Source organism: Brevundimonas sp. AVps7, assembly GCF_058681545.1.
In genome coordinates this window covers 3,027,619-3,053,715 of record NZ_CM178742.1, presented here as the reverse complement: position 1 = coordinate 3,053,715, position 26,097 = coordinate 3,027,619, and the positions used below count along the sequence as shown (strand labels likewise).

Below are 26,097 nucleotides of genomic sequence, written 5' to 3'. Positions count from 1 at the left end.
TCACAGCGGATACTCCCGTTCCAGTTCGTAGTGGCTGCCGTCGTCGCTCAGGATGCTGGAATAGAGGCCGAACCGGTCGATCCGGATCGGCGGCGAGTGCAGCAGGTTGTGGTTGGTGATCCAGGCCCCGATCCGGTCCGGATTGGTCTGGGTCTTCAGATAGGCGAGGGTGACGTGCGGCCGGTACAGGCGCGGCTCCATCGTCACGCCGGCGCGCTCGGCCGCCGATTTGCAGCGGCCCGCCAGCACATTCAGCCGCTCCGACGGCTCCAGCCCGGCCCACAGGGTGTGGCTGCGGTGTGCATCGCCGAAGGCCCCCACGCCCTTCAGCTCGATATCGAAGGCGCCGCCGGAGATCCGGGCCAGTTCGGAGGCCAGATCGTCGGCGCGCCGCTCATCGACGTCGCCGTAGAAGGCGAGGGTCACATGCAACGCCTCGGCGGGCCGCCAGCGCGCGCCCGGCAGGCCCGTCTGACGTCGCCCGAGCGTCACGGCCACGTCGAAGGGGATCGGAACGGCGGTGAACAGACGCAGCATGCGACCGTTCGTAGCGGCTGGAGCGAATGGCGGAAAGCGGGCGGAACCCCTGCGGCGATCAATCCCTTGCGCTGATGGAACCGGAGCCCGATATTTCGGACTTCGGCGCGGGATTTTTCCCGTCGCCTCAACAGGAGAAGACACTCGCGATGAGCGACTTCAGAAACGGCTACTCGACGCCGGCTCCGGCCAAGGCCGACATGGCCGTCGACGCGGGCCTGCGCAGCTTCATGCTGGGCGTCTACAACAAGCTCGCCCTCGGCCTCGTGGTCGCCGGCGCCCTGGCCTACGCCACCGGCAACGTCCCGGCGGTGCAGCAATTGCTCTTCGCCGTGGGCCCTGACGGCCGCGTCGGCATGACGGTGCTGGGCATGATCGTCCAGTTCCTGCCCCTGGTCCTGCTGTTCGGGTCCATGTTCTTCATGAAGAACCCCACGGCCGGCGGTGTGAACATGCTGTACTGGGCCGTGGTGGCCTCGATCGGCGCGGGCATGGGCATTCTGTTCCTGCGCTACACCGGCGAAAGCCTGGCCTCGACCTTCTTCGTCACGGCCGCCGCCTTCGGCGCGCTGAGCCTGATCGGCTACACGACCAAGAAGGATCTGACGGCCATGGGCTCGTTCCTCATCATGGGCGTGATCGGTCTGATCATCGCCTCGCTCGTGAACATGTTCATGCAGTCGGGCACGATGGCCTTGATCATCTCGGGTCTGGGCGTGCTGATCTTCTCGGGCCTGATCGCCTACGACACCCAGCGTCTGAAGATGACCTACTACCAGCTGGGCGGCGACCAGGCGGCGATGGGCGTGGCCACCGGCTTCGGCGCGCTGAGCCTGTTCATCAACTTCGTGAACCTGTTCCAGTTCCTGCTGGCCTTCATGGGCGGCAACCGGAACTAGGGTCTTTCGAGGCTGTGAGATCGGGGGCTCCGGCGGAAACGCCGGGGCCCTTTTTCGTGGCCGCGCGCTACTCAACCACCTGGAATTTGCGGCTGTCGAAGACCCGCAGGACCTGGGCCAGCTCACGCCCCCGTTTCAGCACCACCCCGCCTTCGCCGATGACCGACCACTGGCCCTGACGCGTCTGCAGCGCCGGGCGTTTCTCGATACGGTAGGCGGGGGCGTCGCCTGAGCGCCGGAAGACGGCGAACTCGGCCGCGTCCTTTCCCCCGACCATGGCGTAGTCGCGCCACTCGGCCTGGGCGACCATACGGCCGTAGACCCGCAGGATCAGGTCCAGCTCGCGCCGCTCGAAGAAGACGGATGAGGGCTGCGCGCTGGTGTCATTGGCGCCGGAATCGAAGGTCATCGCTAACAATCTAGGCGTGGTGCGAGCAAACGCCAGCGCCGGCACGACAAGCCAGCGACGCCGAAATTAGCCACGACACGAAATGGCCCCGTTTCGGTCCTTCGGCGGCCCGGTTGGACAGCGAAACAGTGAGCGTCGGCCTGACGGAGTTCGGTAGCGTCCCGGATCCTGAACAGCCCCCCCAGCCCCCCTGGATGTTGCCGCAGTGGCTTCGCCGGGCCGACGCTTCCTCCAAAGCGAGACCCCCGCCCTGCCACCCCTCCCCCCTCCGGCACGGCGGGGGTTTTGCTGTCTGGCGCGCGCCGAAGGCGCGCTTTTCCTTTGGTCGCTATCGCTCGACGCGCGGCGTCTCGCTGCTTGAGCGAGGCCGCGCTATCCAGCCAAAGCTATGCGGGAAAGGCCTCAGTCCGCCGCAGCGAGGACGATCTCGACCGACTCGTCGCCGCGCTGGACCGTCAGGGCTGCGCCGGCCGTGGACGACAGGGCCCGCGCCAGTTCCGCGAAGCCCGTCACCGACATACCGTTGGCGGCGGTGATGAGATCTCCCGCACGCAGGTCCTGCTGTGCCGCAGTCGACCCACCCTCGACCGCCACGACCAGGGCGCCGGGGGCGCTGATCCCGTCAGACGGCCTGGTGTCGCGGACGTTGGCGCCATAGGCCTGGAGCGAGGTTGCGCCGAGCTGGACCGGATCGGTCGACTGGACCTCGACGTTCAGCGACGTGGTCGCCTCGTGCCCGTCGCGCATGTAGACGAGGCTGATGCGGGTGCCCGGAGGGGCGATGCCGACCGTGGCCTGGACCGAGCCGGCGTTTGCAACCGGGCGGTTCTGGATCCGGGTGATGATGTCGCCGCGCTGCAGGCCGGCGCGCTCGGCCGGGGAGCCCGGCAGGACGTCCTCGACGATGGCGCCGCGCACGAAGCCCAGACCGGCCTCGACCGCACGCTCGGCGTTCAGGGAGCCCAGGGTCGCGCCGATCCGGCCGCGCGTGACCTCGCCGTTGGCCCGCAGCTGCTCGACTACGAACATCAGGATGCGGGTCGGGACGGCGAAGGCGATGCCGTCGTTGCCGCCGTCGATGCCGCCCGACAGGATCGAGGTGTTGATGCCGATCAGCCGACCCCGGCTGTCCAGCAGCGGCCCGCCCGAGTTGCCCGAGTTCACGGCCGCGTCGGTCTGGATATAGTCCTCGACCGCGTCTCCCATGCCGGAGCGGCCGAGGCCCGAGATCACGCCCATGGTCAGGGTCTGGTCCAGGCCCAGGGGATAGCCGACCGCGAAGGCCAGGTCGCCGGTGCGCAGGGTGTCGGAATCGACCGTCTCGACCTGCGACAGGCCCGTTGCGTTGATCTGCAGGACCGCGATGTCGGTCGCCTTGTCCGATCCGATCAGGGTGGCGTCGACCAGGCGTCCGTCGGTCATGTCGACGCGGAACTTCTGGCCGTCCTCGATGACGTGGTGGTTGGTGACGATGATGCCGTTGGCCGCGTCGATGATGACGCCCGAGCCGCTGGAAACCGGGGTGGGCTCCGTCTCGCCCGTGGTCGGGCCGGCCGACATGCCCAGCGTGGTCACCTGGACCACGGCCGGCAGGGACCGCTCCAGCCCGGTAGCGAAGCTGAAGACGCCCCGGCGGGCGTCATAGGGCAGGGTGGAGTCCGGCGCGGTCTGGGCCTGTGCGGCGCCGGCGACGGCCCCCAGCAACGTCAGGGCGAGGGCCGAACCGGTCAGGAGGCGAAGGCGCGTCATCGGATGTATCCCCAGAATGTAAGGCGAGCCTAGCGCGAGAACCTGGCCGTGACGATGGCCCCCGGCTTCGCGTCATCAATCGTCATCTGGCCCCCGTGGCGGCGCAGGATGGCGCGGACGAAGGCCAGGCCCATGCCGTGGCTGTCGGGGCTTCGTGGCGTCGTCGAAGGCGCTCCGGACATGCCGGGCCCCTGGTCGGCGACTGACAGACACGGGCCCTCTCCACAATCCCAGGCGCGGATCGTCACCCGGCCGCCGTCCGGCGAGAACTTCACGGCATTGTCCACCAGGTTGGCCACGGCCCGCTGCAGCAGGGAGCGCACGCCCAGAACCGAGACCGGCTCGCCCTCGGCGACGATGCGGATGTCGCGGATGTCCGCGATCGGCTGATAGAGCTCGACCGCCGCCTCGGCCAGAACGTCCAGCCGCACGGTCTCGAACAGCCAGGCCTCGCCGTCGCGCAACGCCATCGCCTCGTTCATGGCCCGGGTGATCTCGGCGATGTCCCGGCCGACCGCCGCCCCGAGCGCCACCCGCTCGGCCGCATCCTCGGTCTCCATCAGCTTGTCGAGACGGGCCGAGGCGCGAGCCAGCGGTGTGCGGAAATCGTGCGCCAGCTGGTCGGCGGAATCGCGCAACCAGCTCAACAGTTCTTCCAGCCGGTCGAGCGTCCGGTTCACCTGATTGGACAGCTGGGTCAGCTCCGGCGCAACGGCCACGTCGGGCGCTCGGCGCGAGAAGTCTCCCAGCGCGGCCCGATCCAGCACCAGACTGACCTCGGCGATGGCGCTGGTCAGACGCTGGCGCGCGAACAGGGCAGCCGTCAGGCCGGACACCAGGATCAGGGCGCCGGTCAGGGCCACGGCCAGAACGGCCCAGCGCCAGGCGACGCCGGCCGGATCGACGACCCGGCCGACGATGATCGACAGCGACCCGATCGGCCGCTTGACCACGATGACGTCGACTCCGCGGGTCGGGCAAAGCTGGCCGGCCTCAAGGCGGATCAGGAAGACGCCGTCGCCCAGTCGCGGCAGCCGCTCGGCTCGCGTGGTCTCCAGCGCCAGCAGGCCGGCGGGCTTGCCGACCGGCGCGCGGATAAAGCGCACGCCGGCGCCGCCCTGGCCCGTGCGGCAGGTCTGCTCCAGGGTGGTGACATTGCGCGTCGGCCCGTCCTGGAAGGCGCTGAGGAAGGCGGACATATAGGCGGCGTCGCCTTCGGTCATGGCCGAGGCGTCCATCGAGGTGTCGGCCGGCAACTTCGACGCCATGGCTCCGAAGTCGTCGAGCGCCGACAGGGCCGCCTGCTGGCGCTGGTCCAGCCGCGCGGCCTGGCCGGTTATGATCAGCGATCCGGTCAGGGCCACGGCGGCCATGACGGCCAGACCCGACGCGAGCTGGGTCAGGGTCCGCCGCGCCATCCAGGCCATCAGGCCTTCGGGGCGGACCTTTCGCCAGATCGCCGCCAGCCGCTCCAAACGGTCAGGCCGCGTCGAGGTCGCGGAAGATCAGGCTCTGGCTGCGGGCCGAGACGATCAGAGGATGCAGGTCCTCGCCCAGTTCCGGCGCCTGTTCCTTCAGCCGGCGACGCAGGGCCGAGATACGGGCGTCGATGATGTTGACGAAATTGTCGGGCAGGAAGGTCCATTCGACCCAGCACCGGTCCCACAGCATGGTCTTGGTCACCGGCTGGCCGCGCGCGGTCATCAGCTCCGAGACGATGGCGAACTCCAGCGGTGACAGGTCGATCAGACGCTCGGTCCCCTCGATCATCAGCTTCAGGGTGCGGGCGCCGGGCGACAGGCGGAACGGGCCGTTCATCAGGTCGGCGTTGGCGGGCCGGGCGCGACGGGCCACGCGACGCAGCTGGGCCGCGATACGGGCCAGAAGCTCCTCGTCGCCGACGGGCTTGGACAGATAATCGTCGGCCCCGCCCAGCAGGCCCTCGACCCTCTGACGCTCTCCGGTCAGGGCGGTCAGCATCAGGGCCGGCGCGTCCGACGATGGGCCCGACGTCAGGCGCAGACGCTTCAGCGTCTCCAGCCCGTCCAGCCCCTTGGTCAGCCGGTCGAGAATGAGGATGTCATAGGCATGGGCCGCGGCGACGCTCAGGGCCTGTTCGCCCGCATCCACGCAGTCCACGGCCTCGAACCCGGCGCGCAGCAGCCGGTCGGACACATGCTCGGCCAGGGCCGGGTCGTCTTCCAGCACAAGGGCGCGACGGCCGGCGAAGACCTCCGCCAGGGCCGCAAAGGGATCGGCTTCCGCCGCTTGTTCGATGTCCGTCGTGCTCATGCGTTCGTCCCCGGCCGTTCTCCGGTCAGGTATAGGCCCAGCCGGCGCCGGGGCAAATTCGCCCCGGCGGATCCGATCCTAGGGGCTGGGCCCGCCCGCGCCGCTGATCCTTCCTGACGAGGCCCGGCTTGCCGGCCCTGGGCAGCGTGATAGCGTCCCGTCGGCGCGACCCTGCGCCGACGGGAAAGTCGCCATGACCCTGCTCGCTCGCGCCGCCGCCTTCGCGCTCCAGACGATCTTGCCCGCCGATCCGGCCTCGGCCGAGGCGGTCGCCGTCATGGCCCCTGTCAACGCCACCTTCGCGGCCCTCGCGGCCCGGGACGGCGCCTTGCTGACCCCGCATTTCGATCCGGAGGCGACCATGATCATCACCGTCGAGCGTCCCGATGGAAGCCGTGTCATCCGCCGCCTGACCGCCGAGGAATTCGCCGGGGGCCTGCGTCCCGGCGCCGAGCGGTTCGAGGAGATCATGCCCGACCCGATCATCGCCATTGACGGCGACGTGGCCTCGGTCTTCGGCCGCTATCTGTTCAAGGTCGACGGCGCGGTCGCCCACTGCGGCGCCAACCATTTCGACATGGTCCGCAAGGACGGCGTCTGGACCATCGCCGGCATCACCTGGAGCCAGCGCACGACGGGGTGCGAGGGTTAGGTGAGCTCGATGGACGTCTGCCATGGGTTGGTAGCCACCATTGCCCGCCCGCTATAGCGCGGGCGGGCCCAGTCACATCAGCGCACGTCCATCACCGCAGTATGGACAATTCGGTAGCCCTCTTCGGTGAAGCTCAAAACCATGTGGGTGTGGGTCCTGCGCAAATCCTCGCCCTGATTTCGGGAGGGGCCCCGACGGCCTTCTGCATAGAGATGAACAACCGCAGCATCGTCACCCAGGCAACGGTATGAGACCCTGCGCAGCGCCTCGGCTTCTTCGCGCGCGATCGCTGGATCGAACGCCGGAAAAAGCCGTCGCTCCAGAAAGACGTGAAGCTCAGAAGCGCTCTGAAATTGGCGGCCGTAGGCGTTGATCCATTCCGTGTCCGACACATGTAGCGACGCGACCCGACCGGCGTCCTGGCTCGCCCATGCCGACCTGAACTGATCCACCCAAACGTCGAGGCGTTCGATCGCCCCTGGATCACAAGCAAAGGCTTTGAAGTCGGGGACTACACCCCTTTCCTGCGCCCCCGCGGCTGAAGCGGGGAGGATGGCAGCTACAATCATAGCGGCGGCCAGCACGTTTTTTGCGGTCATTGAAAAAGTTCCGTCTTTCCATCTAGATCAAGCGCCCATCAAGGCGACGCGCACTCGTTGGAATGGGAAGCGGCTGCCGAAAATCGAGATTTCGCGAGATGTCCTCCACTGTCGTCAACGGTCCCCCGGATCGACCGGAGTGGGCCTTTGAGCCCCTCTCCGGCCCCGCAAAGGCCGTTGCGTTCGGGGCTTTTCTTGCGGCGATGATGACGATCACGGGCGCCTACGGCACGAGTGATCTTTCCGTAATTCACCGATTGGCGCTTTGGGGCGTGGTCACAAGCCTCCTGCTAAGCCAGGTACTCGGCTTGACCATTTGGGCTGAACGGCGACGACCAGTCTCTTGGCCAACCTGGATTGGGCCCATGGCGGCCCTTGTCGCGACGGTTCCGCTCCTCGCCGCCGAATTGCATTTCCTCAAATTCACGCCGCTGCTTCCCAAGGCACACGATCCCTTTTTGCCGTTCATGGCGTTCTTGACCCCGCCGGTCGTCCTGTTGGGCGGGATAAGTCTTCTGCTGGTTCCGGGGTGGCGCGCATTGGTGACGGTCACCAAGCCTCCCCACGGTCAGCACGCGCCGCTTATCCGTAGCATTCGCGCGCACGACCATTATCTGGAAGTCCGGACGGAGACTGGAAGGCAGTTTGTTCGTGGCGCGCTCAGCGAGCATGTCGCAAGACTTGAAGGCGGGCTCCTGATCCATCGCTCCTGGTGGATCGCGCTTGACGAGGTGAGGTGGCTTGAACGCCGGGGTCGCGACTATGTCGTCGTCCTTGCCAACGGATCGACCGCGCCAGTGGCTCGCTCTCGCCTTGACGCTGTCCGCCAAGCGCTCAAGGAAACCGGGGCGGAACCCAGTCCCTAGAACGCACTCTCGCCAGTGATGGCCCGCCCGAGGATCAGCGCATGCACGTCGTGCGCGCCCTCATAGGTGTTGACCGTCTCGAGGTTCATGGCGTGGCGCATCACATGCAGCTCGCCGGTGATCCCCGCCCCGCCATGCATGTCGCGGGCCTCGCGGGCGATGGCCAGGGCCTTGCCGCAGTTGTTGCGCTTCATCAGGCTGATCGCCTCCGGCACCCAGGCGCCGGTGTCGAGCAGACGGCCCAGGGCATAGGCGCCCTCGAGGCCGAGGAAGATCTCGGTCTGCATGTCGGCCAGCTTCTTCTGCACCAGCTGGCGCGACGACAGCGGACGGCCGAACAGCATCCGCTCCCCGACATAGTCGCGCGTCGCATACAGGCAGAACTCGGCGGCGCCCATCGCGCCCCAGCTGATGCCGTAGCGCGCCTTGTTCAGGCAGGAGAACGGCCCGCGCAGACCCTTCACACCCGGCAGCAGATTGGCCTCGGGCACGAAGACGTCGTTCAGCCCGATGTCCCCGGTGATGGAGGCGCGCAAGGACAGCTTGTCGCCGATCTTGCCGGTGGTGAACCCCTCCATGCCGCGCTCGACGATGAAGCCCCGGATTACACCGTCCAGCTTGGCCCAGACGATGGCGAGGTCGGCGATCGGCGAGTTGGTGATCCAGTATTTGCCGCCGTTCAGCGTGTAGCCCCCGTCGACGGCGACCGCGTTGGTCTTCATCGAGGCCGGGTCCGACCCGCCGTCGGCCTCGGTCAGGCCGAAACAGCCGACCAGTTCGCCCGCCGCCATCCGGGGCAGGAACCGCATCTTCTGCTCCTCCGACCCGAAGGCGTAGATCGGATACATGGCCAGCGACGACTGCACCGACATGGCCGAGCGATAGCCTGAGTCTACCGCCTCGATCTCGCGCGCGATCAGGCCATAGGCGACGTGGCTGACGCCTGAACCGCCGTACTGTTCCGGCAGCATGGCGCCAAGGAAACCCATCTCGCCCATCTCGGTCATGATGGTGCGGTCGAAGACCTCGTCGCGGAAGGCGGCCACGACGCGCGGCAACAGGCGTTCGCGGGCATAGGACCGGGCCGCGTCGCGGATGGCGCGTTCGTCCTCGGTCAGACGGCTCTCCATGTCGAACGGATCGTCCCACTTGAAGGTCTGGGTCACGGGTGCGGCGCCGTCGGCCATGGGAAACATCCTCTGATCTGTCGGGCTTCTCACGCGAGAGTGACGCGCAGGCCCTGTTTCGAGCGCCGGTTTAGGCCAGAATGCGCGCGACGGGTAGAGACGAGGCCCATCTCAAGCTAGGCTGTCAGGATGATCCGAGCCCTGAAGACCCTGTTCGTCGATCACCCGCGGGAGGTCGAGGAAAGCTATCTGCACCACGCGGGCGTCGCCACACGCATGGGCGTGCGACTGGCGAAGCTGTCGGGCTGCGCCTTCATCCACGCCGTGATTCCCGGCCTGCACAAGACGACGGTGTCCGCGGACATCAGGCGGATGGCCGATGACCTCGGCTACCGGGCGGAAGTCGCGCGCGAGACCCGGATGCGGGACGCCGGCGCCTTCGATCCCGGCCTCTAGGATGACCGCACAGGCCCTCGCGGGCGTCCGCGTCCTCGATCTTTCGCGCGTTCTGGCGGGTCCGTGGGCCACGCAAACATTGGCCGATCTCGGCGCCGAGGTGATCAAGATTGAACGGCCCGGCGTCGGCGACGACACCCGCGCCTGGGGCCCGCCGTTCACGACGAAGACCGACGGCACGCGCGGCGACAGCGCCTATTTCCTCTGCGCCAACCGGGGCAAGAAGTCCGTCGAACTGGACATCGCCTCTCCCGAAGGCGCCGAAACCATCCGAAGGTTGGCCGCGACCTGCGACGTCGTGGTGGAGAACTTCAAGGTCGGCGGACTGGCAAAATACGGCCTGGACTATGCCTCCCTGTCCGCCGCCAATCCGCGGCTCGTCTATTGTTCCATCACCGGCTTCGGCCAGTCGGGCCCGCGCGCGTCCCAGGCCGGCTACGACTATATGATCCAGGCTATGGGCGGTCTTATGAGCGTGACCGGCCAGCCGGACGGCGCGCCGGGCGCCGAGCCGATGAAGGTCGGGGTCGCCGTCGTCGACCTGGCCACCGGCCTCTATGCCTCGAACGCCATCCTCGCCGCCCTGCTGCACGTCCGCGCGACGGGTCAGGGCCAGCACGTCGACATCGCCCTGTTCGACGTCCAGGCGGCGATGCTGGCCAATCAGGCGACCAACTGGTTCGTCTCCGGCAAGGCCCCAACCCGGATGGGCAACGCCCACCCGAACCTGGTGCCGTACCAACCCTTCCCTTGTTCCGACGGCATGGTGGTGATCGCGGTCGGCAATGACGGCCAGTTCCGGACCCTGTGCGGGGTGCTGGGCGCCGAAGGACTGGCGGCCGATGATCGCTACGCCGCCAACGCCGGACGGATCGAGCACCGGACCGAACTGGTCGCGGCGATTTCAGCCGTAACCTCGGGCTGGACCATGGCCGAGCTGATGGCCCGGCTGGAACCGGCGGGCGTCCCCTGCGGCCCGGTCAACACCATCGACCAGGTCTTTGACGAGCCCCAGGCGAAGCACCGCGGGCTGGAGATAGAACTTGCGCGCGCCGACCTCTCGACGCCGACGAAGACCGTCGCGTCGCCGATCCGGCTGTCGGAGACGCCCGTTCGCTACGATAGCGCGCCGCCCAGGCTCGGCGCGGACACGGACGAAATCCTGGCCACGCTTTTAGGCGAGCGTCCCTAGGCGGTCTCGCCCAACCGGGCCTCGATCTCGTTTCGTGACAGCACGTCGGGACCGGCCGCCCAGTCGATCAACGGCAGTTCCGCGACCCGGCCGAAATGGCGGATGTTTCGGGTCACCAATGCCCAGCCGCGCGCCAGGGCCTGACCGGCGATCAGGGTGTCAATCTCACCGATCGGCGTGCCGGCCACGCGCAGGCGGGCCCGCAGCGCTCCGGAAGTCCGGCTGTCCTCAACCGAAAAATCGACGGCTGAACACTGGGCGAGCAGGGCCGCCAGCTGCATGCGCCTGCGCTCCGATGAGCCGGCGGCCACCAACCCGGTTTCCAGCTCATGCAGGACCAACGCTGACACCGTCATCGGGGTCTGCGACAGGGTCGTCTCCGAAAACCGCGCCACCACGCCGGCGTCTCGACGGCGATGCAGGTCGATCCAGATGCTGGTGTCGATCGAAAGGATCACCAGCGGACGATGGGGTCGATGCTTTGAGGCGGAGGCTCCGGGAACGGATCGTCCGCATCGTCGAGAGCGGCGATCCGCGCCCACATCGCGTCAAGCTCCGCCTGGGTCGTGGCTCTCTTGCGGACGGGCTCGAGGATGACGGCCTCGCCCTCGCGGCGGATCGAGACCTCGCTGCCATCGAACCGGAAGGCCTTGGGCAGGCGCACGGCCTGGCTGCCGCCGTGCGCGAACAGGCGGGCGGTTTCGGCCACTCCAGGTGTCTTCCGCGATCCAGCCATGACAACCGTTTTCGTATCTACAGAATGTAGATACGTTTTATGGCCGCCAGATTCAACCGGCCGCCGGCTGGCAGCGATCTCGCTCGCCGAAGCCCTAGCGCAGCACCCCGGTCCAGCCCCAGGCGAGGACGGCCAGGGTCGCGAGCCCGTACAGGGCAAAGGCCGGATTGGGCGGCGCCCGCACGGCCTCCGGCAGGCGGCCATGCCAGATCAGATAGATTGCCTGGGCGATCCAGCAGACCACGAAGGCGACCATCGCCCAGCGGCTGAGAAACAGCAGAAGCCCTCCGGACAGGGCCAGCAGCCCGGCCTGCATGAACATCCAGACGCCGATGATCCGCTCATGGCGCGGCGTCGGCTTCAGGGTGATGCCGGCCAACCCCTTGTCCAGCACGGCGTTCATCCGCGCCCGGTGCATCACCCCGACAGCGCCCAGCAGGTAGAAGAAGCCGACGAAGCGGGCGATCCATTCCATGGCGAGAACCTAGGCAAGGACATCGCAATTGAAAACGGCGGGGCCAGAGCGACCCCGCCGTCCAGTCTTTGATGCCGCGCCGACCCTACAGGTCCAGCAGGGCCCGCGCCGGGTCTTCCAGCAGTTGCTTCACCCGCACCAGGAAGGTCACGGCTTCCTTGCCGTCGACGATGCGGTGGTCGTAGCTCAGGGCGATGTACATCATCGGCCGGATCACCACCTGTCCGTCCACCGCCATCGGACGCTGGACGATGTTGTGCATGCCCAGAATGCCCGACTGGGGCGCGTTCAGGATCGGCGTCGACATCAGCGACCCATAGGTGCCGCCGTTGGTGATGGTGAAGGTGCCGCCCTGTAGCTGGTCCAGCGTCAGGTTGCCGTCGCGGGCGTCCTTGCCGAGCGCCCCGATGCCCTTCTCGATCCCCGCCAGCGACAGCACGTCGGCATCGCGCAGGACGGGGACGACCAGACCCTTCTCGGTGCCGACGGCGACGCCGATGTCATAGTGGTTCTTGTAGATGATGTCGGTGCCGTCGATCTCGGCGTTGACCGCCGGGATCTCCTTCAGGGCCGCCACGACCGCCTTGGTGAAGAAGGACATGAAGCCCAGCTTCACGCCGTGGGCCTTCTCGAAGGCCTCCTTGTACTGGTTCCGCAGGGCCATGACGTTGGTCATGTCCACCTCGTTGAAGGTGGTCAGCTGGGCGGCGGTGTTCTGCGATTCCTTCAGGCGACGTGCGATGGTCTGGCGCAGACGGGTCATCTTGACCCGCTCCTCGCGCGGCTGGTCGGCGCGCGGGGCGGCCGGCGCGGCGGCTGCGGGAGCGGGCGTCGGGGCCGTGAAGGCCTGGGCCGCGGCGGCCGGGGCCGGAGCCGCGGCGGCGGCGAGCGCGTCGCCCTTGGTGATGTTGCCCTTCGGACCGGTCGGGGCGATGGCCTTCGGGTCGAGGTTGTTCTCGGCGACGACGCGCTGGACGGCGGGCGAAAGCGTGTCGGAAGAAATCTGGGCCGAGCCGGCGTTGGCCGAGGCGGCCGGGGCCGGAGCGGCGGCGGGAGCAGCAGCAGCACCCGAGCCCGAGATGGAGCCGATGGCCTGACCCGGGGTCACGGTCGCGCCCTCGTCGACGCTGATCGCCAGCACGCCGTCGGCGGGGGCGGAGATTTCGACCGCAACCTTGTCGGTCTCGATCTCGACCAGCAGTTCGTCCTTCTTGACCGCGTCGCCGTCCTTTTTCGCCCACTTGCCGAGCGTGCCTTCGGCGACGCTCTCGCCCATGGCCGGAACGGTGATGGTCAGGGCCGAGGCGGCGGGCGCAGCGGCTGCCGGAGCCGGAGCGGCAACGGCGGGCGCGGCTTCAGCCTTTGCCGGGGCGGCCGGCGCAGCAGCTTCGGACTTTGCGGCGGCGGCGCCTTCGGTCACGGAGCCCAGGATGGCTCCCGGAACAACCGTGTCGCCCTCGCCGAACTTGATGTCGCCGAGCGTGCCGTCGGACGGCGAAACCACTTCCAGCGAGACCTTGTCGGTCTCCAGCTCGACCAGGACCTCGTCCTTCCGGACCGGGTCCCCGACCTTCTTTGACCATTTGGCGATGGTCGCCTCGGAGACGGATTCGCCGAGGGCGGGGGTCAGGATGTCGGCCATGTGTCGTTTCCGGTCGGTGTCAGGCGTGGCGTTATATAGGCGAAGCTCGCCCGTTAGGGGAGCCGGTCAGTGGTTTGTCGTCCCGGACGCCGCACTGCGGCGATCCGGGACAGGATCAGGCGAGGGCCTCTGAGGTGAATTTCTCGAGTTCCTGCAGGTGCCGGCTCATCAGGCCGGCGGCGGTCGAGGCGGAGGCCGGGCGGCCGACATAGCGGGCGCGCTTGGCCTTGATGGACATCTTCTCCAGCGTCAGCTCGATCCACGGATCGACGAAGGTCCAGCCGCCCATGTTCTTCGGCTCTTCCTGGCACCAGACCAGTTCGGCGTTGGGGAAGCGGGCCAGTTCGGTCGACAGCGACTTGATCGGCCACGGATAGAACTGCTCCAGCCGCATCAGATAGACGTCGTTGACGCCCTTCTTCTCGCGCGCGTCCAGCAGGTCGTAATAGACCTTGCCCGAGCACAGCACGACGCGACGGATGTCCTTGTCGCCCTTGATCGTGATGCCCGAAACCTCGGGCCGCGTCTGGGCGTCGTCGTGCAGGACGCGGTGGAAGGACGAACCTTCTGCCATGTCCTTCAGGGTCGAGACCGCCTTCTTGTGACGCAGCAGCGACTTCGGCGTCATGATGACCAGGGGCTTCCTGAACGGCCGATGCATCTGGCGACGCAGGATGTGGAAATACTGGGCCGGCGTCGTGCAGTTGGCGACCTGCATATTGTCCTCGGCGCACTGTTGCAGGAACCGCTCAAGGCGGGCCGAGGAGTGTTCCGGGCCCTGACCCTCGTAGCCGTGGGGCAGGAGCATGGTCAGGCCGCACATGCGCAGCCACTTGCGTTCGCCGGACGAGATGAACTGGTCGATGACGACCTGGGCGCCGTTCACGAAGTCGCCGAACTGCGCCTCCCACATCACCAGGGTGTTGGGGTCCGACAGGGCGTAGCCGTATTCGAAACCGAGCACGGCCTCTTCGGACAGGGCCGAATCGATGACCTCGAAATGCTGCTGGTCGGGGCTCAGGTTGTTGAGCGGGACGTAGCGGTCCTCGGTGGTCTGGTCGATGATGCCGGAGTGGCGCTGGCTGAACGTGCCGCGCACCGAGTCCTGGCCCGACAGACGCACCGGGAAGCCTTCGGTCAGCAGCGAGCCGAAGGCCAGGCTTTCGGCCGTGGCCCAGTCGATGTTCTGGCCGGTGTCGATCGCCTCGCGTCGCGCCTCGATGACCCGCTTCAGCGTCTTGTGGATGTCGACCTGGTTCGGAACGGTGGTCAGCCGGTGGCCGAGATCCCTGAGCTTCGCTTCCGGCACCGCTGTGTCGCCGCGACGGTCCTCGCCCTCGGGCAGGCCCACGCCCTTCCACTGACCGTCGAGCCAGTCGGCCTTGTCCGCCTTGAAGGTCTTGCCGGCCTCGAACTGTTCGTCCAGCCAGGCCTCGAAGCGGGTGACCTCGGCGTCCACCTGTTCCTGGGTCAGCACGCCTTCCTCGACCAGCCGCTTGGCGTAGATTTCGCGCGTCGACGGCAGGGCGCGGATCTTCGAATACATGATCGGCTGGGTGAAGGTCGGATCGTCGCCTTCGTTGTGGCCGAAGCGGCGGTAGCAGAACATGTCCACCACCACGTCCTTGTGGAACTTCTGGCGGTATTCCGTGGCCACCTTGGCGGCGAAGACGACCGCTTCCGGATCGTCGCCGTTGACGTGGAAGATCGGCGCCTGGACCATCAGGGCGACGTCCGAGCAATAGGGCGTCGAGCGCGAGTTGCGCGGCGAGGTCGTGAAGCCGATCTGGTTGTTGATGACGAAATGCATCGACCCGCCGGTGCGGTAGCCCTTCAAGCCCATCAGGGCGAAGCATTCGGCCACGACGCCTTGGCCGGCGAAGGCGGCGTCGCCGTGGATCAGCAGCGGCATGACCTTGGAGCGATCCAGCGCCCACTGGCTTTCCGGCAGGCCCTTGTTGACCTCCCGGATGTCGAACGCCTGTTTGGCGCGGGCCTTTCCGAGCACGACCGGATTGACGATCTCAAGGTGCGACGGGTTGGCGGTCAGGCTCAGGTGGACATGGTTGCCGTCGAACTCGCGGTCAGACGAGGCGCCCATGTGATATTTGACGTCGCCCGATCCCTCGATGTCCGAAGGCACGGACGAGCCGCCCTGGAATTCGTGGAAGATGGTCTTGTAGGGCTTGCCCATCACGGCCGCGAGCGTGTTCAGGCGGCCCCGGTGAGCCATGCCGATGACGATCTCGTCGACGCCCAGGGCGCCGCCGCGCTTGATCATCTGTTCCAGCGCCGGGACCATGGCCTCGCCGCCGTCCAGGCCGAACCGCTTGGTGCCGGGGAACCGCTTGTGCAGGAAGCGTTCGAAGCCCTCGGCCTCGATCAGCTTGTTGAGGATGGCGATCTTGCCTTCCTTGGTGAAGCCGTTCTTCTCGAAGGCGTCGGGCCCCTCGAACCGCTGCTGGAGCCAGGATTTCTCCTCCGGCTCGGCGATATGCATGAACTGGATGCCGATATTGCCGCAGTAGGTGCGCTTGAGGACGGCCATCACCTCGCGGATGGTGCCTGTGTCCATGCCCAGCACGCCGTCCAGATAGATCGGACGGTCCATGTCGGCCTCGCTGAAGCCATAGAACTCGGGCGTCAGCTCGGGATTGTTGGTCGCCGCCTCGATGCCCAGCGGATCCAGCGTCGCCTGCAGGTGACCGCGCACCCGATAGCTGCGGATCAGCATCAGGACGCGGATGGAATCGTGGGCGGCGGCGCGGACTTCCGCAGCCGATGCGCCCGAGGCGGCCGGCGAAGGCGCAGCGGCTGCGGTCGGGGCGGCAGGGGCCGGCTTCGCTTTCGGATCAGGCTTGGGCGCGGGCCAGCGGCCGTCGAATACGCCGGTCTCTTCCGAGGGCTCGGTGACCTGCGAGCGGCCCCACGATCCGGCGGCCGAGGAGGCCTGCACGGTGGCGGCGGTGTCGCGCAGCTGGTCGAAGAAGCCGCGCCATTCAGCGGAGACGCTGGACGGATCGGCCGCCCATTTGTCGTGAAGGCCTTCGATGAAGGCGGCATTCGAGCCGTACAGGAAGCTGGTCTCGGCAAAGACCTGATTCAGCCGACCGGCATCGTCCGCCATAGTATTCGTCGTCCCGCTTCGGCCTCGGGTTTCTGAGCGGTCACATCCGCGTGAGGCCGGCGCGGATCATATAGGCGCTGTTTCCTTATGGGTCATGACCGAACCGGGGCGCCGGGCGAAGAAATTCGCTGAAACCGCAAAGAAAAACGCCCCCGGCGGCAGCCGGAGGCGTCTTCCATGTCATTTCGCCGCACGATCGATGCCCAGAACACCAATCCGCGCTCAAGCAGCGAGCCGCCGCGCGGCGAGCGATAGCGCGTCGCTCCGAAGGAGCGAATGCTGAAGGGCGCTTTAGCCCTTCAGCACTTCGACCAATGTCTTGCCGAGGCGGGCCGGGGATTCCGACATGCGGATGCCGGCGGCCTCCATGGCGGCGATCTTGGATTCCGCATCGCCCTTGCCGCCCGAGACGACGGCGCCGGCGTGGCCCATGGTGCGGCCCTTGGGCGCCGTGCGTCCGGCGATGAAGCCGGCCATCGGCTTCTTGCGGCCCTTTTTCGCCTCGTCGATCAGGAACTGGGCCGCGTCTTCTTCCGCGCCGCCGCCGATCTCGCCGATCATGATGATCGAGGTGGTTTCCGGATCGGCCAGGAACAGCTCCAGCATGTCGATGAACTCGGTGCCCTTGACCGGGTCGCCGCCGATGCCGACGGCCGTGGTCTGGCCCAGGCCCTCATTGGTGGTCTGGAACACGGCTTCGTAGGTCAGGGTGCCCGAACGCGACACGATGCCGACCGAGCCCTTCTTGAAGATCGAGCCCGGCATGATGCCGATCTTGCACTCGTCCGGCGTCAGGATGCCGGGGCAGTTGGGGCCCAGCAGGCGCGACTTCGAGTCTTCCAGGCGCCGCTTGACGTTGACCATGTCCAGCACCGGGATGCCTTCGGTGATGCAGGTGATGAAAGGGATCTCGGCCTCGATGGCCTCGATGATGGCGGCGGCCGCGCCCGGCGGTGGGACATAGATCACCGAGGCGTCGGCGCCCGTCGCGTCCTTCGCTTCAGCGACCGAGGCGTAGATCGGCAGGGTCTCGCCGTGCGAGCCGGTCCAGGTCTGGCCGCCCTTGGTCGGGTGCACGCCGCCGACCATCTGGGTGCCGTGATAGGCCAGCGCCTGTTCCGTATGGAACCCGCCGGTCTTGCCGGTCAGGCCCTGGACGATGATCTTGGTGTTCTTGTCGACGAGAATGGACATGGAAGCTCGTTTCTAGGTTCAGGCGAGGTTGAGAAAGGGGTTTTCGACGCGGACCGACCCGTAGGTCTGCCCGTGATTGAGGTCTTCAGAATACAGGACGCGCGCCCCGATCCGCTCGGCGGCGGCGATGATCGCGCCATCCCAGTAGGACAGTTGATAGCGATGGGCGTGGTCGATGCCCGCAAGCACCACGTCGGGGGTGACGGGCTGACACGGCTTCATGGCGACGACACGCACCCACTCCCGTGCCTTCTGGGGCGAGAGCGGTAGCGCGCCCTTGCGGGTGGAGACGTTGTAGAACTCCGCCAGGACCTGACCGGAGGTGCAATAGTCTTCGCTCAACGCGATCTCGCGAGCCCGCTCCCACCGATGACCTGCGTGGTCACGACCCAGGGCGGCGTAGAGAAGGATGTTGGTGTCGAGGAAGACCTCAGTATTCGCGATCAAACCGAGGTTCCCCGCTATACGCATCCTCCCGGCGGAATTTGTAGTCGCCCATCCGGCCTTCGGACTCATCGATCAGCTTGAGCAGCGCCTCGCGGGCTTCGTCCTTGGAGGTTTCCTGCTCGACCAGCCGGGTCAGGAATCCGCGCACCATTTCGTTGACGCTGGTCCGCTTCATGGCCGCCAGCACCCGCACCTTGTCGAGCAGGTCGTCGTCTATGGCGAGGGTCAGGTTGCGGGTCATCGATCTACACACGGGTTATGTGTAGCACATAGGCCGTGTGGCCCGCGGGTGCAAATCGCTCAGTCGAGACGGGGCAGGAAATAGATCAGGGTGGAGCCGGGGCCCGACCGCTGCAGGCCCACCATCCTCATCTGGCCGGTGCCGGTCATGGCGATGAAGGTCGGGTCGCGCAGGTCGCGGGTCGGCGCACGGCCTTCCGGCGTCTGCAGCCAGGCATAGGCTTCCATGCCGATGCCGGTCACCGGGGCGAATCCCATCGTCTGGCGAAGGCGCTGGTCCAGCGCCCGATGTTCGGTCGGCCGGGCGCTGACGCCGCAGAACTCCATCGTGACCCGATCACGTCCGATGCGGCGTGAAATCGTACCGGTCATGACGAAGACGATGTCGGCGGCGCTGGACTTCATGAAGCCCGCTGTCTCCGACGCATTGCGCAGACCCGGGACCATGGAGTCCGGCACGGGAGAATAACCCGCCTCGATCGCCAACTCGGCTGCGCGCGTCCGGCTGCCTTCGGCGGCCACACAGACTGCGTCCAGGGTGGCGATGAGATCGACCGGCTCTGCCGCCGGCTGCGTCTGGGCCGAAGCCCCCGCCGCCGCCGTCAGAACCACCGCCGCCGCCACCACGCGGAGGCGCAGCATGTCAGCCGACCGCCGCGACGATCTTCTGGGCCGCGTCGTCGAGGTCGTCGGCGGCCTGGATGGTCAGGCCCGACTCGTTCAGGATTTTCTTGCCCAGCTCGGCGTTGGTGCCTTCCAGACGGACGACCAGAGGGACCTTCAGGCCCACTTCCTTCACGGCCGCGACCACGCCCTCGGCGATGACGTCGCACTTCATGATGCCGCCGAAGATGTTGACCAGGATGCCCTGGACGGCCGGGTCGGCGGTGATGATCTTGAAGGCGGCCGCGACCTTCTCCTTGCCTGCGCCGCCGCCGACGTCGCAGAAGTTGGCGGGCTCCTTGCCGTACAGCTTGATGATGTCCATCGTCGCCATGGCCAGGCCGGCCCCGTTGACCATGCAGCCGATGTTGCCGTCGAGCGCGACATAGGCGAGGTCCCACTCCGAGGCCTCGATCTCCTTGGCGTCTTCTTCGGTCTCGTCGCGCAGCAGTTTGATGTCGTCGTGGCGGAACAGGGCGTTGCCGTCGAAGCTGACCTTGGCGTCCAGGACGCGCAGGCGGCCGTTGGTCATGACGATCAGCGGGTTCACCTCCAGCATCGACATGTCGGTCTCGATGAAGGCCTTGTACAGGATCGGGAACAGGCTCTTGCCGTCCTCGGCCGCCGCGCCGTCCAGCTTGAAGGCGGCGTTGATCTTCGCCACGTCGGCCTCGGTCACGCCCGTGGCCGGATCGATGGCGATGGTCTGGATCTTTTCGGGCGTGTCGTGGGCGACGGCCTCGATGTCCATGCCGCCCTCGGTCGAGACGACGAAGGCGACGCGGCCGACTTCACGGTCGACCAGCAGCGAGCAGTAGAGTTCGCGGTCGATGTCGGCGCCGTCCTCGATGTAGAGGCGGTTGACCTGCTTGCCGGCGTCGCCCGTCTGGGCGGTCACCAGCGTATTGCCGAGCATCTCTTTCGCATTGGCCACGACCTCTTCGATCGAGCGGGCCAGGCGAACGCCGCCCTTGGCGTCGGGGCCCAGTTCCTTGAACTTGCCCTTGCCGCGCCCGCCGGCGTGGATCTGGGACTTCACGACATAGAGCGGACCGGGCAGCGAACGGGCTGCGGCCTCGGCCTGATCGACGGACGTGATCGCCACGCCCTCGGCGACCGGCGCGCCAAAGCCCTTCAGGACCTGCTTGCCCTGATATTCGTGAATGTTCATGGGGAGACCGCCGCGATCGCTGGGAGAAGTTGGCCGCGCTTATAGGCGTGGCCGCTTCGCAGGTGCAACCTTCTGACGCAGCAAGCCACGCCGGTCCGGTGCGGGGATTGCGGTCACTGCGGTTCGGGACTGCGGTTTTCAGACGGTTTGCGACGTCTGCCGTAGCCGAAATCGCTTGGGACCGCAGTCACTGCCTGGTCGAAATCGCCGGAATTGGCCGGAAATCCGTAGCCGAAATCGCCGGCGAACTAGTCGATCCAGTCGCGCTTCAGGGTTCTCGAGGCGCCGATCAGCAGCACCGCCGCCAGCAAATAGAAGCCCATGCCGGTGTAGATGGCCCAGCGCAGGCTTTCCTCCCCGAACCGCGGCGCCAGCAGGTCGCTCATCCAGCCGAAGTAGAAGAACCCGACCGCGATCCCGAGCAGGTTGTTGATCAGCAGGAACAGGGCCGAGGCGGTCGAGCGCATTGGTGCAGGCACCAGATGCTGGATCGACGCGGTGATTGGACCCAGCCAGGCCAGGTTCAGGCCGGTGGGGATGATGAAGATCAGGAAGGCCAGGATCAGCTGCTGGGCATTGGTGCCGCCGCCGGGGATGACCAGGCCGATCAGCCAGGGCGAATTCATGGCCAGGATGAACATCGGGGCCGAGATCAGGAAGGCGATGGCGGGCGTCAGGGGATAGGCTCCCTTGCCGCGCTTCGACAGCTTGTCGGCGATCGCGCCGCCGGCCCAGATGCCAAGGACACCGCCGATCAAGGCGATGCCGGCGTAGTACCAGCTGGTCTGGGACAGGGTCAGGCCGAAGCTGCGCATGAAGAACAGCGGCAGCCAGCCGGCGACGCCATATCCGCACACCGAGGACGAGGCCGCGCCCAGCGCCAGCAGCCAGAAGCTGGGTTTGGGAATTACGGCGGAGGCGGTGCGGCGCGCGATGGTCAGCGATATCCCGATGACCGTGGCCAGCAGGCCGCCGAAGGCCAGCACCAGGGCGCTGCCGAGCTGGAGGCCGGCGAAATGGTTCAGGGCCGCCAGAATCAGGCAGCCAGCGCCGAGGCCGAGCATGATCAGGGCGGCGATGGCACCGGATCGGCCCGAACCGACCACGGGCGCAGCGGCGATGATCGCCAGCTCGGCCTCGGTCTTGATCGTGTCGGTGCCGCCCCGGGTGGGGTTCCGCACCGTGAACAGGAGCACGGGGGCCAGCAGCACGCCGACCAGGCCGACCACGATGAAGGCCGTGCGCCAGCCATAGGTCGCCGCCAACAGGCCGCCCACCAGAGTGCCAGCCGCCGTGCCCAGCGGAATGCCGAAGGCGAAGGCTGCCAGAGCCCGGGCCCGCTGATGCGGCGGGAAATAGTCGGCGACGAGGGAATAGGCCGGGGCCACGCCGCCTGCCTCGCCCACGCCCACGCCCATGCGGAACAGGAACAACTGGGTGAACGAGGTGGCCACGCCGCACAGGGCGGTGAAGCCGCTCCAGACCGCCAGCGCCCCTGTCATGATCCAGACCCGGCTGTAGCGGTCCGCGAGCCAGGCCAGTGGAATGGCGAGGGTGGAATACACCGAGGCGAAGGCGATGCCGCCCAACAGGCCGAACTGGCTGTCCGACAGGCCGAACTCCGCCTTCAGCGGGGCGGCCAGGATGCCGATGATCTGCCGATCCAGAAAGTTCAGCATGTAGACGAGGATCAGGACCGCCAGCACGTAGTAGCGATAGCCGGGCTTCGCCGGGACTGCTGCGACCGTATCCGTCATCTGGGTTTCCTCTGGACTCTCGTTCCTTGTCCCGACCGTAAGGCCTGATCAGGAGAAGTGTGAAGCGGTTTTCCGCCGGGATCAGGCCTCGGCGGAATGCGGTGAGGCAGGCTGCAAAAGAAAAAGGGCGGCGGCTCTGTCGAACCGCCGCCCCAGTCGCGTCATGGATGGATCAGTACCGGAGGGTGACCGACGCCGAGAAGGTGCGCGGCGGGCCATAGAAGGCCGAGATCGAGTTGTTGAAGGTGGCCCCGGCGAAGTTGTAGCCGCCGACCTTGTACTCCTCGTCCGTCAGGTTCTTGCCGGTCAGGGCGACCTGGTAGTGACCGTTCGGAGCGGTCCAGATCGCGGCCAGATCGACCAGGGTGTAGGCATCCTGGTCCAGGATCGGATCCGGCGCGTCGAACAGATGGTAGTCCGAGCGGTAGGAGATGGACGGCGTGATGTTCAGCTCGCCGCCGGCCAGATCGCCCGACCAGGTCACGCCCCAGAAGGCCGACCATTCCGGAGAGTTCTGCGGCTCGCGGGTGTTCGAGATATCGACAGGCGTGCCGGTGATCCGGGTGATGAACTGATCGAACTCATTCTTCAGGTAACCGACCGAGAAGTTCGAGGTCAGGTTGTCCGTCAGGAAGGCGCGGCCTTCGAATTCAAAGCCGTAGATGGTCGATGCGCCGGCGTTGTCGACGACCGAGGCCACGCCGACGGCCGGCAGGGTTGCGACCTGCTGGGTCGTGATCTGCTGGTCCGTGTAGTCCGAATAGAAGGCCGCCGAGGCGAACGACAGGCGGTCGTTGAACGCGTTGCCCTTCAGGCCCAGTTCATAGGTGGTGACGGTCTCGGGCTGATAGCCGTTGACGGTCGAGGGCACCAGGGCCGCGTCGCCGCGCATGTCCCAGCCGCCGGACTTGAAGCCCTGGCTGATCGAGGCGTAGCCGGTCAGTTCCTCGGTCAGGTCATAGGAGACGCTGACCCGAGGCGTGAACTTCTCGAAGGTGTCGTCGGCCAGATAGTTGGTGCGCGTGGCGAAGATCGGACGGGCGGTGCCGCCGGTCAGGGGCGAGCGGGTGGCGCCCAGATAGAAGAAGCGCTGAACCCCGGCGTCCTTCTTGTCCTGGGTGTAGCGCCCGCCGATCGAGGCGTGCAGGCGATCCGAGAAGTCGTAGCTGAAGTCGGCGTAGGCCGAGAACGACTCGGTGTTCACGTACCCGGCCGCAGCGATGGCCAGGCCCAGGTTGCCTGCGATGGTGTCGAACACGCCCGAGGACTCGCCGTCGAGGTAGAACAGGCCGGCGACGCCGGACCAGTTGTCGCCCTGCATCAGGGCCTGGAACTCCTGGGTGAACTGTTCGTCGGCATAGACCGCCGGAACGTCCAGGAAGGGCTGGGGCGTCTGGTCGAAGTCGATGACGGTCGCGGTATCGCCGCTGCGCCAGGCCGAGATCGACTTCAGGGTCAGCATGTCGTTGACCGTGTACTCGACGGTGACGGCCGTGCCCTGGGTCTCGACTTCCTGGTTGCCCTGGATGCCGGCGTTGGTGTCGTAGATTCCGGCCGGAGGCGTGAAGCCGCCCGTCGTCGAGTTCACCTCGCGGTGGCCGTGACGCGGAGCCGAGTCATCCTCGACACGGTCCCAGGCGAAGCGCACGAACAGCTGGTCGGTGGGGGTCCACTCGGCGCTGGCGCGATAGGCGGTGACGTCCTTGTCGTACTGCTCTTCGCCTGTGAACAGGTTCGTACCGAAGCCGTCACGGTCGTATTTGGCGAAGGCGCCGCCGACGGCGAAGGTGTCGCCCAGCGGGAGGGTGGCCGAAACCAGGGCGTCGCGCTGGTTATAGCTGCCGATGGTGCCGCGACCCATGAACTCGAACTCGTCGCCGAGGCGCTTGGTCACGTACTTGATGGCGCCGCCGATCGTGTTGCGGCCGTAAAGGGTGCCTTGCGGACCGCGCAGAACCTCGATGCGGCTCACGTCGAAGATGTCGAGCACGGCGCCTTGGGGGCGGGCGACATAAACGTCGTCGATGTACAGACCCACGCCGGGCTCGAAGCCCCACAGCGGATCCTGCTGGCCGACGCCGCGGATGAAGCTGATCAGGGTCGAGTTCGAACCGCGGGCGATCTGGACCGTGGCGTTCGGGGTCTGTTGCTGCAGGGCGGTGATGTCGGTGGCGCCCGTGTTTTCCAGCTGCTCGGCCGACAGGGCCGAGACGGCGACCGGGACGTCCTTCAGCTGTTCGTCGCGACGACGAGCGGTGACGACAACGTCGTCCAGCGCGGTCTGTTCGTCCTGCGGCGCGGCGTCCTGCGCCATGGCCATCGACGACGCGGCGCTCCAGGCGGCCCCGGCCAGCAGCACGCTCTTCATGAGTCTGTTCATGCGAAACCCTTTTCCAAATGATGTTTCCAGCCGTCGACGCTTTTATTCAGCGTTCGATGATTTTCCGAGAAACTGACGACCTTTGGCCCCGGTGTCAAACGGCAGCGCTTCCCCGACGCCACGTGGCTGTCCGTCTGTGGCGCCGTTGCACCGAAACGTTTTTTCGTGGCTAGCTTGGCGGATGAGCAAGCTGGACGTTCCACCGCCCGTTCCCGCCGCGCCCGCCAAACGCGGGCGGCCGCCCAAGGTGAAGGCGGAGGGCGTTGGCGGCGACACTCGCGAGTCCATTCTGGACGCAGCAGAGGACCTGTTCTCGAAGCACGGCTTCTATGGCGTCACCATCCGCGAGGTGGCGCGCGAGGCGGGTGTGGATACGGCCTTGGTCCACTATTATTTCGGCGCCAAGCGCGACCTGTTCGACGCCGTCTTCCTGCGCCGGGCCGAGGTCTGGAACAACGAGAGAGTCGAGGCGATCAATCGCTATGCTCTGGCGAACGTGGGATCGATGACGCTGGAAGGTTTGCTGCGGGCCTTCCTCGAGCCGCCGTTCCAGTGGTCGCTGAAGGGCGGCCCGGGCTGGAAACACTATTCGGCCCTCGTCGCCCAGACCAACGCCAACCCGGCCTTCGGCGGCGAGACCATGGCCCGCTATTTCGACCCGGCGATCCGTCGGCTGATCGAGCTGGTCAAGGTCGTCCTGCCCGATGCGCGCGAGGTCGACCTTTACTGGGCCTATCACAACCTGTCGGGAGCCCTGACCCTGACGCTTGGCGAGACCGGCCGTCTGGACCGTTTGTCCGGCGGGCTGTGCCGCTCCGGCGATCTGGAGACGGCCTGCGATTATATGGTGCGGTTCGCTTCGGCAGGGTTCCGCGCGGTCTGTCCATCCGAACCCCAGACCTAGCCCAGGAAGACCCGCCACATCAGCCGGCCGGGAAAGAGCGTCAGCATCCCGGCGATCACCAGGGCGCCGACGAAGAGGCCGGTCATCCGCCCCCGGTGTTTGACCACCTCGTGACGCCGCGCGGCATAGACAGCCATCGGCAGGATGATGACCGTCCAGCCGCTCAGCAGATGGACCAGCGACAGGGCGCCGCCGTTCAGCTCGCGCACGAAGAACGAACTGATCGCCACGGTCGCCATGGCCATGACCCACACCCACCCCAGGGTCCGGTGGAGGCGGTTGCCCTTGATGCCGGCCAGCAGGATCAGGCCGATCGCCAGGGCGACGACCGCCGCCGCGATGTGGATCTGCAATACTGGGGTCTGGCGGGCCAGAAGCGCCCAGTCCGGCGCGTGGGGCTGGAGCGGCAACCCGGCTTGCGGCCCTGCGACGAACAGGAACCAGCCCAACACGCCGGCCGCGATCACGGGCGGCGCGAACAGGAACAGACGGCGGGTCTGCGACAGCGGCGGATGAACCTGGGTCACGGCGATGGCTCCTTGAAATCGAGGCCACCCTTCCGCTCCGTAGCCCGGATCGCCAG

26 protein-coding genes are annotated in these 26,097 nt (G+C 66.9%); 6 read left to right on the top strand and 20 right to left on the bottom strand.

The window, feature by feature from the left end; translation table 11 throughout:
* Nucleotides 1–537, bottom strand: coding sequence for an RNA 2',3'-cyclic phosphodiesterase (gene thpR / locus ACW17Y_RS15205; protein ID WP_492036513.1), 537 nt, complete (start codon nt 535–537; stop codon nt 1–3).
* A gap of 149 nt (nt 538–686) precedes the next feature.
* Between thpR and ACW17Y_RS15200 the strand changes: the two genes are divergently transcribed.
* Nucleotides 687–1,436 carry a Bax inhibitor-1/YccA family protein gene (locus ACW17Y_RS15200; RefSeq protein WP_492036512.1) on the top strand — a complete coding sequence of 250 codons (750 nt, stop codon included), beginning with the start codon at nt 687–689 and terminating at the stop codon, nt 1,434–1,436.
* Nucleotides 1,437–1,503: 67 nt separating this feature from the next.
* Here the strand turns inward: ACW17Y_RS15200 and ACW17Y_RS15195 are convergent, their stop codons facing one another.
* The 4 genes from ACW17Y_RS15195 to ACW17Y_RS15180 form a co-directional block, all read right to left on the bottom strand.
* Nucleotides 1,504–1,845: a DUF2794 domain-containing protein gene (locus ACW17Y_RS15195; RefSeq protein ID WP_492036511.1), complete on the bottom strand. Its 342-nt coding sequence runs from the start codon at nt 1,843–1,845 to the stop codon at nt 1,504–1,506.
* A 402-nt stretch (nt 1,846–2,247) separates the two neighbouring features.
* Nucleotides 2,248–3,594: a trypsin-like peptidase domain-containing protein gene (locus ACW17Y_RS15190; protein WP_492036510.1), complete on the bottom strand. Its 1,347-nt coding sequence runs from the start codon at nt 3,592–3,594 to the stop codon at nt 2,248–2,250.
* A 29-nt stretch (nt 3,595–3,623) separates the two neighbouring features.
* Nucleotides 3,624–5,021 carry a sensor histidine kinase gene (locus ACW17Y_RS15185; RefSeq protein WP_492036509.1) on the bottom strand — a complete coding sequence of 466 codons (1,398 nt, stop codon included), beginning with the start codon at nt 5,019–5,021 and terminating at the stop codon, nt 3,624–3,626.
* Between the two features lie 52 nt (nt 5,022–5,073).
* Nucleotides 5,074–5,886: a response regulator transcription factor gene (locus ACW17Y_RS15180; RefSeq protein WP_492036508.1), complete on the bottom strand. Its 813-nt coding sequence runs from the start codon at nt 5,884–5,886 to the stop codon at nt 5,074–5,076.
* Nucleotides 5,887–6,079: 193 nt separating this feature from the next.
* On the opposite strand from ACW17Y_RS15180, the gene ACW17Y_RS15175 reads away from it, so the two are divergent.
* On the top strand, nt 6,080–6,538 hold the full coding sequence (locus ACW17Y_RS15175; protein WP_492036507.1) for a nuclear transport factor 2 family protein: 459 nt from the start codon (nt 6,080–6,082) through the stop codon (nt 6,536–6,538).
* Nucleotides 6,539–6,615: 77 nt separating this feature from the next.
* Here ACW17Y_RS15175 and ACW17Y_RS15170 read toward each other — a convergent pair whose 3' ends face one another.
* Nucleotides 6,616–7,137 (bottom strand): hypothetical protein, encoded by a 522-nt coding sequence (locus ACW17Y_RS15170; RefSeq protein ID WP_492036506.1) that lies wholly within the window; start codon nt 7,135–7,137, stop codon nt 6,616–6,618.
* A 365-nt stretch (nt 7,138–7,502) separates the two neighbouring features.
* On the opposite strand from ACW17Y_RS15170, the gene ACW17Y_RS15165 reads away from it, so the two are divergent.
* Nucleotides 7,503–8,003 carry a LytTR family DNA-binding domain-containing protein gene (locus ACW17Y_RS15165; protein WP_492036505.1) on the top strand — a complete coding sequence of 167 codons (501 nt, stop codon included), beginning with the start codon at nt 7,503–7,505 and terminating at the stop codon, nt 8,001–8,003.
* Here the strand turns inward: ACW17Y_RS15165 and ACW17Y_RS15160 are convergent.
* Complete coding sequence (locus ACW17Y_RS15160) at nt 8,000–9,190, bottom strand: acyl-CoA dehydrogenase (RefSeq protein ID WP_492036504.1); 1,191 nt, start codon at nt 9,188–9,190, stop codon at nt 8,000–8,002. The genes ACW17Y_RS15165 and ACW17Y_RS15160 overlap by 4 nt on opposite strands.
* A gap of 129 nt (nt 9,191–9,319) precedes the next feature.
* On the opposite strand from ACW17Y_RS15160, the gene ACW17Y_RS15155 reads away from it, so the two are divergent.
* The gene (locus tag ACW17Y_RS15155; protein ID WP_492036503.1) at nt 9,320–9,586 is read left to right on the top strand and encodes a DUF6356 family protein; all 267 of its coding nucleotides are present in this window, start codon (nt 9,320–9,322) and stop codon (nt 9,584–9,586) included.
* A 1-nt stretch (nt 9,587) separates the two neighbouring features.
* The gene (locus ACW17Y_RS15150; protein WP_492036502.1) at nt 9,588–10,778 is read left to right on the top strand and encodes a CaiB/BaiF CoA transferase family protein; all 1,191 of its coding nucleotides are present in this window, start codon (nt 9,588–9,590) and stop codon (nt 10,776–10,778) included.
* On the opposite strand, the gene ACW17Y_RS15145 is transcribed toward ACW17Y_RS15150, so the two are convergent.
* The 12 genes from ACW17Y_RS15145 to ACW17Y_RS15090 form a co-directional block, all read right to left on the bottom strand.
* Nucleotides 10,775–11,236 (bottom strand): PIN domain-containing protein, encoded by a 462-nt coding sequence (locus ACW17Y_RS15145; protein ID WP_492036501.1) that lies wholly within the window; start codon nt 11,234–11,236, stop codon nt 10,775–10,777. The genes ACW17Y_RS15150 and ACW17Y_RS15145 overlap by 4 nt on opposite strands.
* Complete coding sequence (locus ACW17Y_RS15140; RefSeq protein WP_492036500.1) at nt 11,233–11,487, bottom strand: antitoxin; 255 nt, start codon at nt 11,485–11,487, stop codon at nt 11,233–11,235. The genes ACW17Y_RS15145 and ACW17Y_RS15140 overlap by 4 nt, the downstream gene beginning before the upstream one ends.
* Nucleotides 11,488–11,608: 121 nt before the next feature.
* Nucleotides 11,609–11,989 (bottom strand): hypothetical protein, encoded by a 381-nt coding sequence (locus ACW17Y_RS15135; protein WP_492036499.1) that lies wholly within the window; start codon nt 11,987–11,989, stop codon nt 11,609–11,611.
* A gap of 85 nt (nt 11,990–12,074) precedes the next feature.
* On the bottom strand, nt 12,075–13,631 hold the full coding sequence (gene odhB, locus ACW17Y_RS15130) for a 2-oxoglutarate dehydrogenase complex dihydrolipoyllysine-residue succinyltransferase (RefSeq protein WP_492036498.1): 1,557 nt from the start codon (nt 13,629–13,631) through the stop codon (nt 12,075–12,077).
* Between the two features lie 115 nt (nt 13,632–13,746).
* Entirely contained in the window at nt 13,747–16,758 is a 3,012-nt protein-coding gene (locus ACW17Y_RS15125; RefSeq protein WP_492036497.1) for a 2-oxoglutarate dehydrogenase E1 component, read from the bottom strand.
* Between the two features lie 291 nt (nt 16,759–17,049).
* A complete protein-coding gene (gene sucD, locus ACW17Y_RS15120) occupies nt 17,050–17,952 on the bottom strand; it encodes a succinate--CoA ligase subunit alpha (protein WP_492036496.1) in 903 nt (300 codons plus the stop codon).
* A gap of 18 nt (nt 17,953–17,970) precedes the next feature.
* The gene (locus ACW17Y_RS15115; RefSeq protein WP_492036495.1) at nt 17,971–18,399 is read right to left on the bottom strand and encodes a PIN domain-containing protein; all 429 of its coding nucleotides are present in this window, start codon (nt 18,397–18,399) and stop codon (nt 17,971–17,973) included.
* Nucleotides 18,383–18,640 carry a DUF6364 family protein gene (locus ACW17Y_RS15110; protein WP_492036494.1) on the bottom strand — a complete coding sequence of 86 codons (258 nt, stop codon included), beginning with the start codon at nt 18,638–18,640 and terminating at the stop codon, nt 18,383–18,385. The genes ACW17Y_RS15115 and ACW17Y_RS15110 overlap by 17 nt, the downstream gene beginning before the upstream one ends.
* 59 nt (nt 18,641–18,699) lie before the next feature.
* Entirely contained in the window at nt 18,700–19,281 is a 582-nt protein-coding gene (locus ACW17Y_RS15105) for a hypothetical protein (protein ID WP_492036493.1), read from the bottom strand.
* Between the two features lies 1 nt (nt 19,282).
* Nucleotides 19,283–20,473: an ADP-forming succinate--CoA ligase subunit beta gene (sucC, locus tag ACW17Y_RS15100; RefSeq protein WP_492036492.1), complete on the bottom strand. Its 1,191-nt coding sequence runs from the start codon at nt 20,471–20,473 to the stop codon at nt 19,283–19,285.
* 248 nt (nt 20,474–20,721) lie between these two features.
* Complete coding sequence (locus ACW17Y_RS15095) at nt 20,722–22,230, bottom strand: spinster family MFS transporter (protein ID WP_492036491.1); 1,509 nt, start codon at nt 22,228–22,230, stop codon at nt 20,722–20,724.
* Between the two features lie 172 nt (nt 22,231–22,402).
* Nucleotides 22,403–24,610 carry a TonB-dependent receptor gene (locus ACW17Y_RS15090; RefSeq protein WP_492036490.1) on the bottom strand — a complete coding sequence of 736 codons (2,208 nt, stop codon included), beginning with the start codon at nt 24,608–24,610 and terminating at the stop codon, nt 22,403–22,405.
* A 181-nt stretch (nt 24,611–24,791) separates the two neighbouring features.
* On the opposite strand from ACW17Y_RS15090, the gene ACW17Y_RS15085 reads away from it, so the two are divergent.
* Nucleotides 24,792–25,514 carry a TetR/AcrR family transcriptional regulator gene (locus tag ACW17Y_RS15085; RefSeq protein ID WP_492036489.1) on the top strand — a complete coding sequence of 241 codons (723 nt, stop codon included), beginning with the start codon at nt 24,792–24,794 and terminating at the stop codon, nt 25,512–25,514.
* Here ACW17Y_RS15085 and ACW17Y_RS15080 read toward each other — a convergent pair.
* The gene (locus ACW17Y_RS15080; RefSeq protein WP_492036488.1) at nt 25,511–26,041 is read right to left on the bottom strand and encodes a DUF2306 domain-containing protein; all 531 of its coding nucleotides are present in this window, start codon (nt 26,039–26,041) and stop codon (nt 25,511–25,513) included. The two genes, ACW17Y_RS15085 and ACW17Y_RS15080, sit on opposite strands and share 4 nt — an antisense overlap.
* Nucleotides 26,042–26,097 lie beyond the last annotated feature (56 nt).

Excerpts from the sequence above, each read along its gene's own strand:
- thpR (WP_492036513.1), bottom strand. The coding sequence starts at position 537 with ATGCTGCGTCTGTTCACCGCCGTTCCGATCCCCTTCGACGTGGCCGTG.
- ACW17Y_RS15200 (WP_492036512.1), top strand. The coding sequence starts at position 687 with ATGAGCGACTTCAGAAACGGCTACTCGACGCCGGCTCCGGCCAAGGCC.
- ACW17Y_RS15195 (WP_492036511.1), bottom strand. The coding sequence starts at position 1,845 with ATGACCTTCGATTCCGGCGCCAATGACACCAGCGCGCAGCCCTCATCC.
- ACW17Y_RS15190 (WP_492036510.1), bottom strand. The coding sequence starts at position 3,594 with ATGACGCGCCTTCGCCTCCTGACCGGTTCGGCCCTCGCCCTGACGTTG.
- ACW17Y_RS15185 (WP_492036509.1), bottom strand. The coding sequence starts at position 5,021 with ATGGCCTGGATGGCGCGGCGGACCCTGACCCAGCTCGCGTCGGGTCTG.
- ACW17Y_RS15180 (WP_492036508.1), bottom strand. The coding sequence starts at position 5,886 with ATGAGCACGACGGACATCGAACAAGCGGCGGAAGCCGATCCCTTTGCG.
- ACW17Y_RS15175 (WP_492036507.1), top strand. The coding sequence starts at position 6,080 with ATGACCCTGCTCGCTCGCGCCGCCGCCTTCGCGCTCCAGACGATCTTG.
- ACW17Y_RS15170 (WP_492036506.1), bottom strand. The coding sequence starts at position 7,137 with ATGACCGCAAAAAACGTGCTGGCCGCCGCTATGATTGTAGCTGCCATC.
- ACW17Y_RS15165 (WP_492036505.1), top strand. The coding sequence starts at position 7,503 with ATGGCGGCCCTTGTCGCGACGGTTCCGCTCCTCGCCGCCGAATTGCAT.
- ACW17Y_RS15160 (WP_492036504.1), bottom strand. The coding sequence starts at position 9,190 with ATGGCCGACGGCGCCGCACCCGTGACCCAGACCTTCAAGTGGGACGAT.
- ACW17Y_RS15155 (WP_492036503.1), top strand. The coding sequence starts at position 9,320 with ATGATCCGAGCCCTGAAGACCCTGTTCGTCGATCACCCGCGGGAGGTC.
- ACW17Y_RS15150 (WP_492036502.1), top strand. The coding sequence starts at position 9,588 with ATGACCGCACAGGCCCTCGCGGGCGTCCGCGTCCTCGATCTTTCGCGC.
- ACW17Y_RS15135 (WP_492036499.1), bottom strand. The coding sequence starts at position 11,989 with ATGGAATGGATCGCCCGCTTCGTCGGCTTCTTCTACCTGCTGGGCGCT.
- odhB (WP_492036498.1), bottom strand. The coding sequence starts at position 13,631 with ATGGCCGACATCCTGACCCCCGCCCTCGGCGAATCCGTCTCCGAGGCG.
- ACW17Y_RS15125 (WP_492036497.1), bottom strand. The coding sequence starts at position 16,758 with ATGGCGGACGATGCCGGTCGGCTGAATCAGGTCTTTGCCGAGACCAGC.
- sucD (WP_492036496.1), bottom strand. The coding sequence starts at position 17,952 with ATGTCCATTCTCGTCGACAAGAACACCAAGATCATCGTCCAGGGCCTG.
- ACW17Y_RS15110 (WP_492036494.1), bottom strand. The coding sequence starts at position 18,640 with ATGACCCGCAACCTGACCCTCGCCATAGACGACGACCTGCTCGACAAG.
- ACW17Y_RS15105 (WP_492036493.1), bottom strand. The coding sequence starts at position 19,281 with ATGCTGCGCCTCCGCGTGGTGGCGGCGGCGGTGGTTCTGACGGCGGCG.
- sucC (WP_492036492.1), bottom strand. The coding sequence starts at position 20,473 with ATGAACATTCACGAATATCAGGGCAAGCAGGTCCTGAAGGGCTTTGGC.
- ACW17Y_RS15095 (WP_492036491.1), bottom strand. The coding sequence starts at position 22,230 with ATGACGGATACGGTCGCAGCAGTCCCGGCGAAGCCCGGCTATCGCTAC.
- ACW17Y_RS15090 (WP_492036490.1), bottom strand. The coding sequence starts at position 24,610 with ATGAACAGACTCATGAAGAGCGTGCTGCTGGCCGGGGCCGCCTGGAGC.
- ACW17Y_RS15085 (WP_492036489.1), top strand. The coding sequence starts at position 24,792 with ATGAGCAAGCTGGACGTTCCACCGCCCGTTCCCGCCGCGCCCGCCAAA.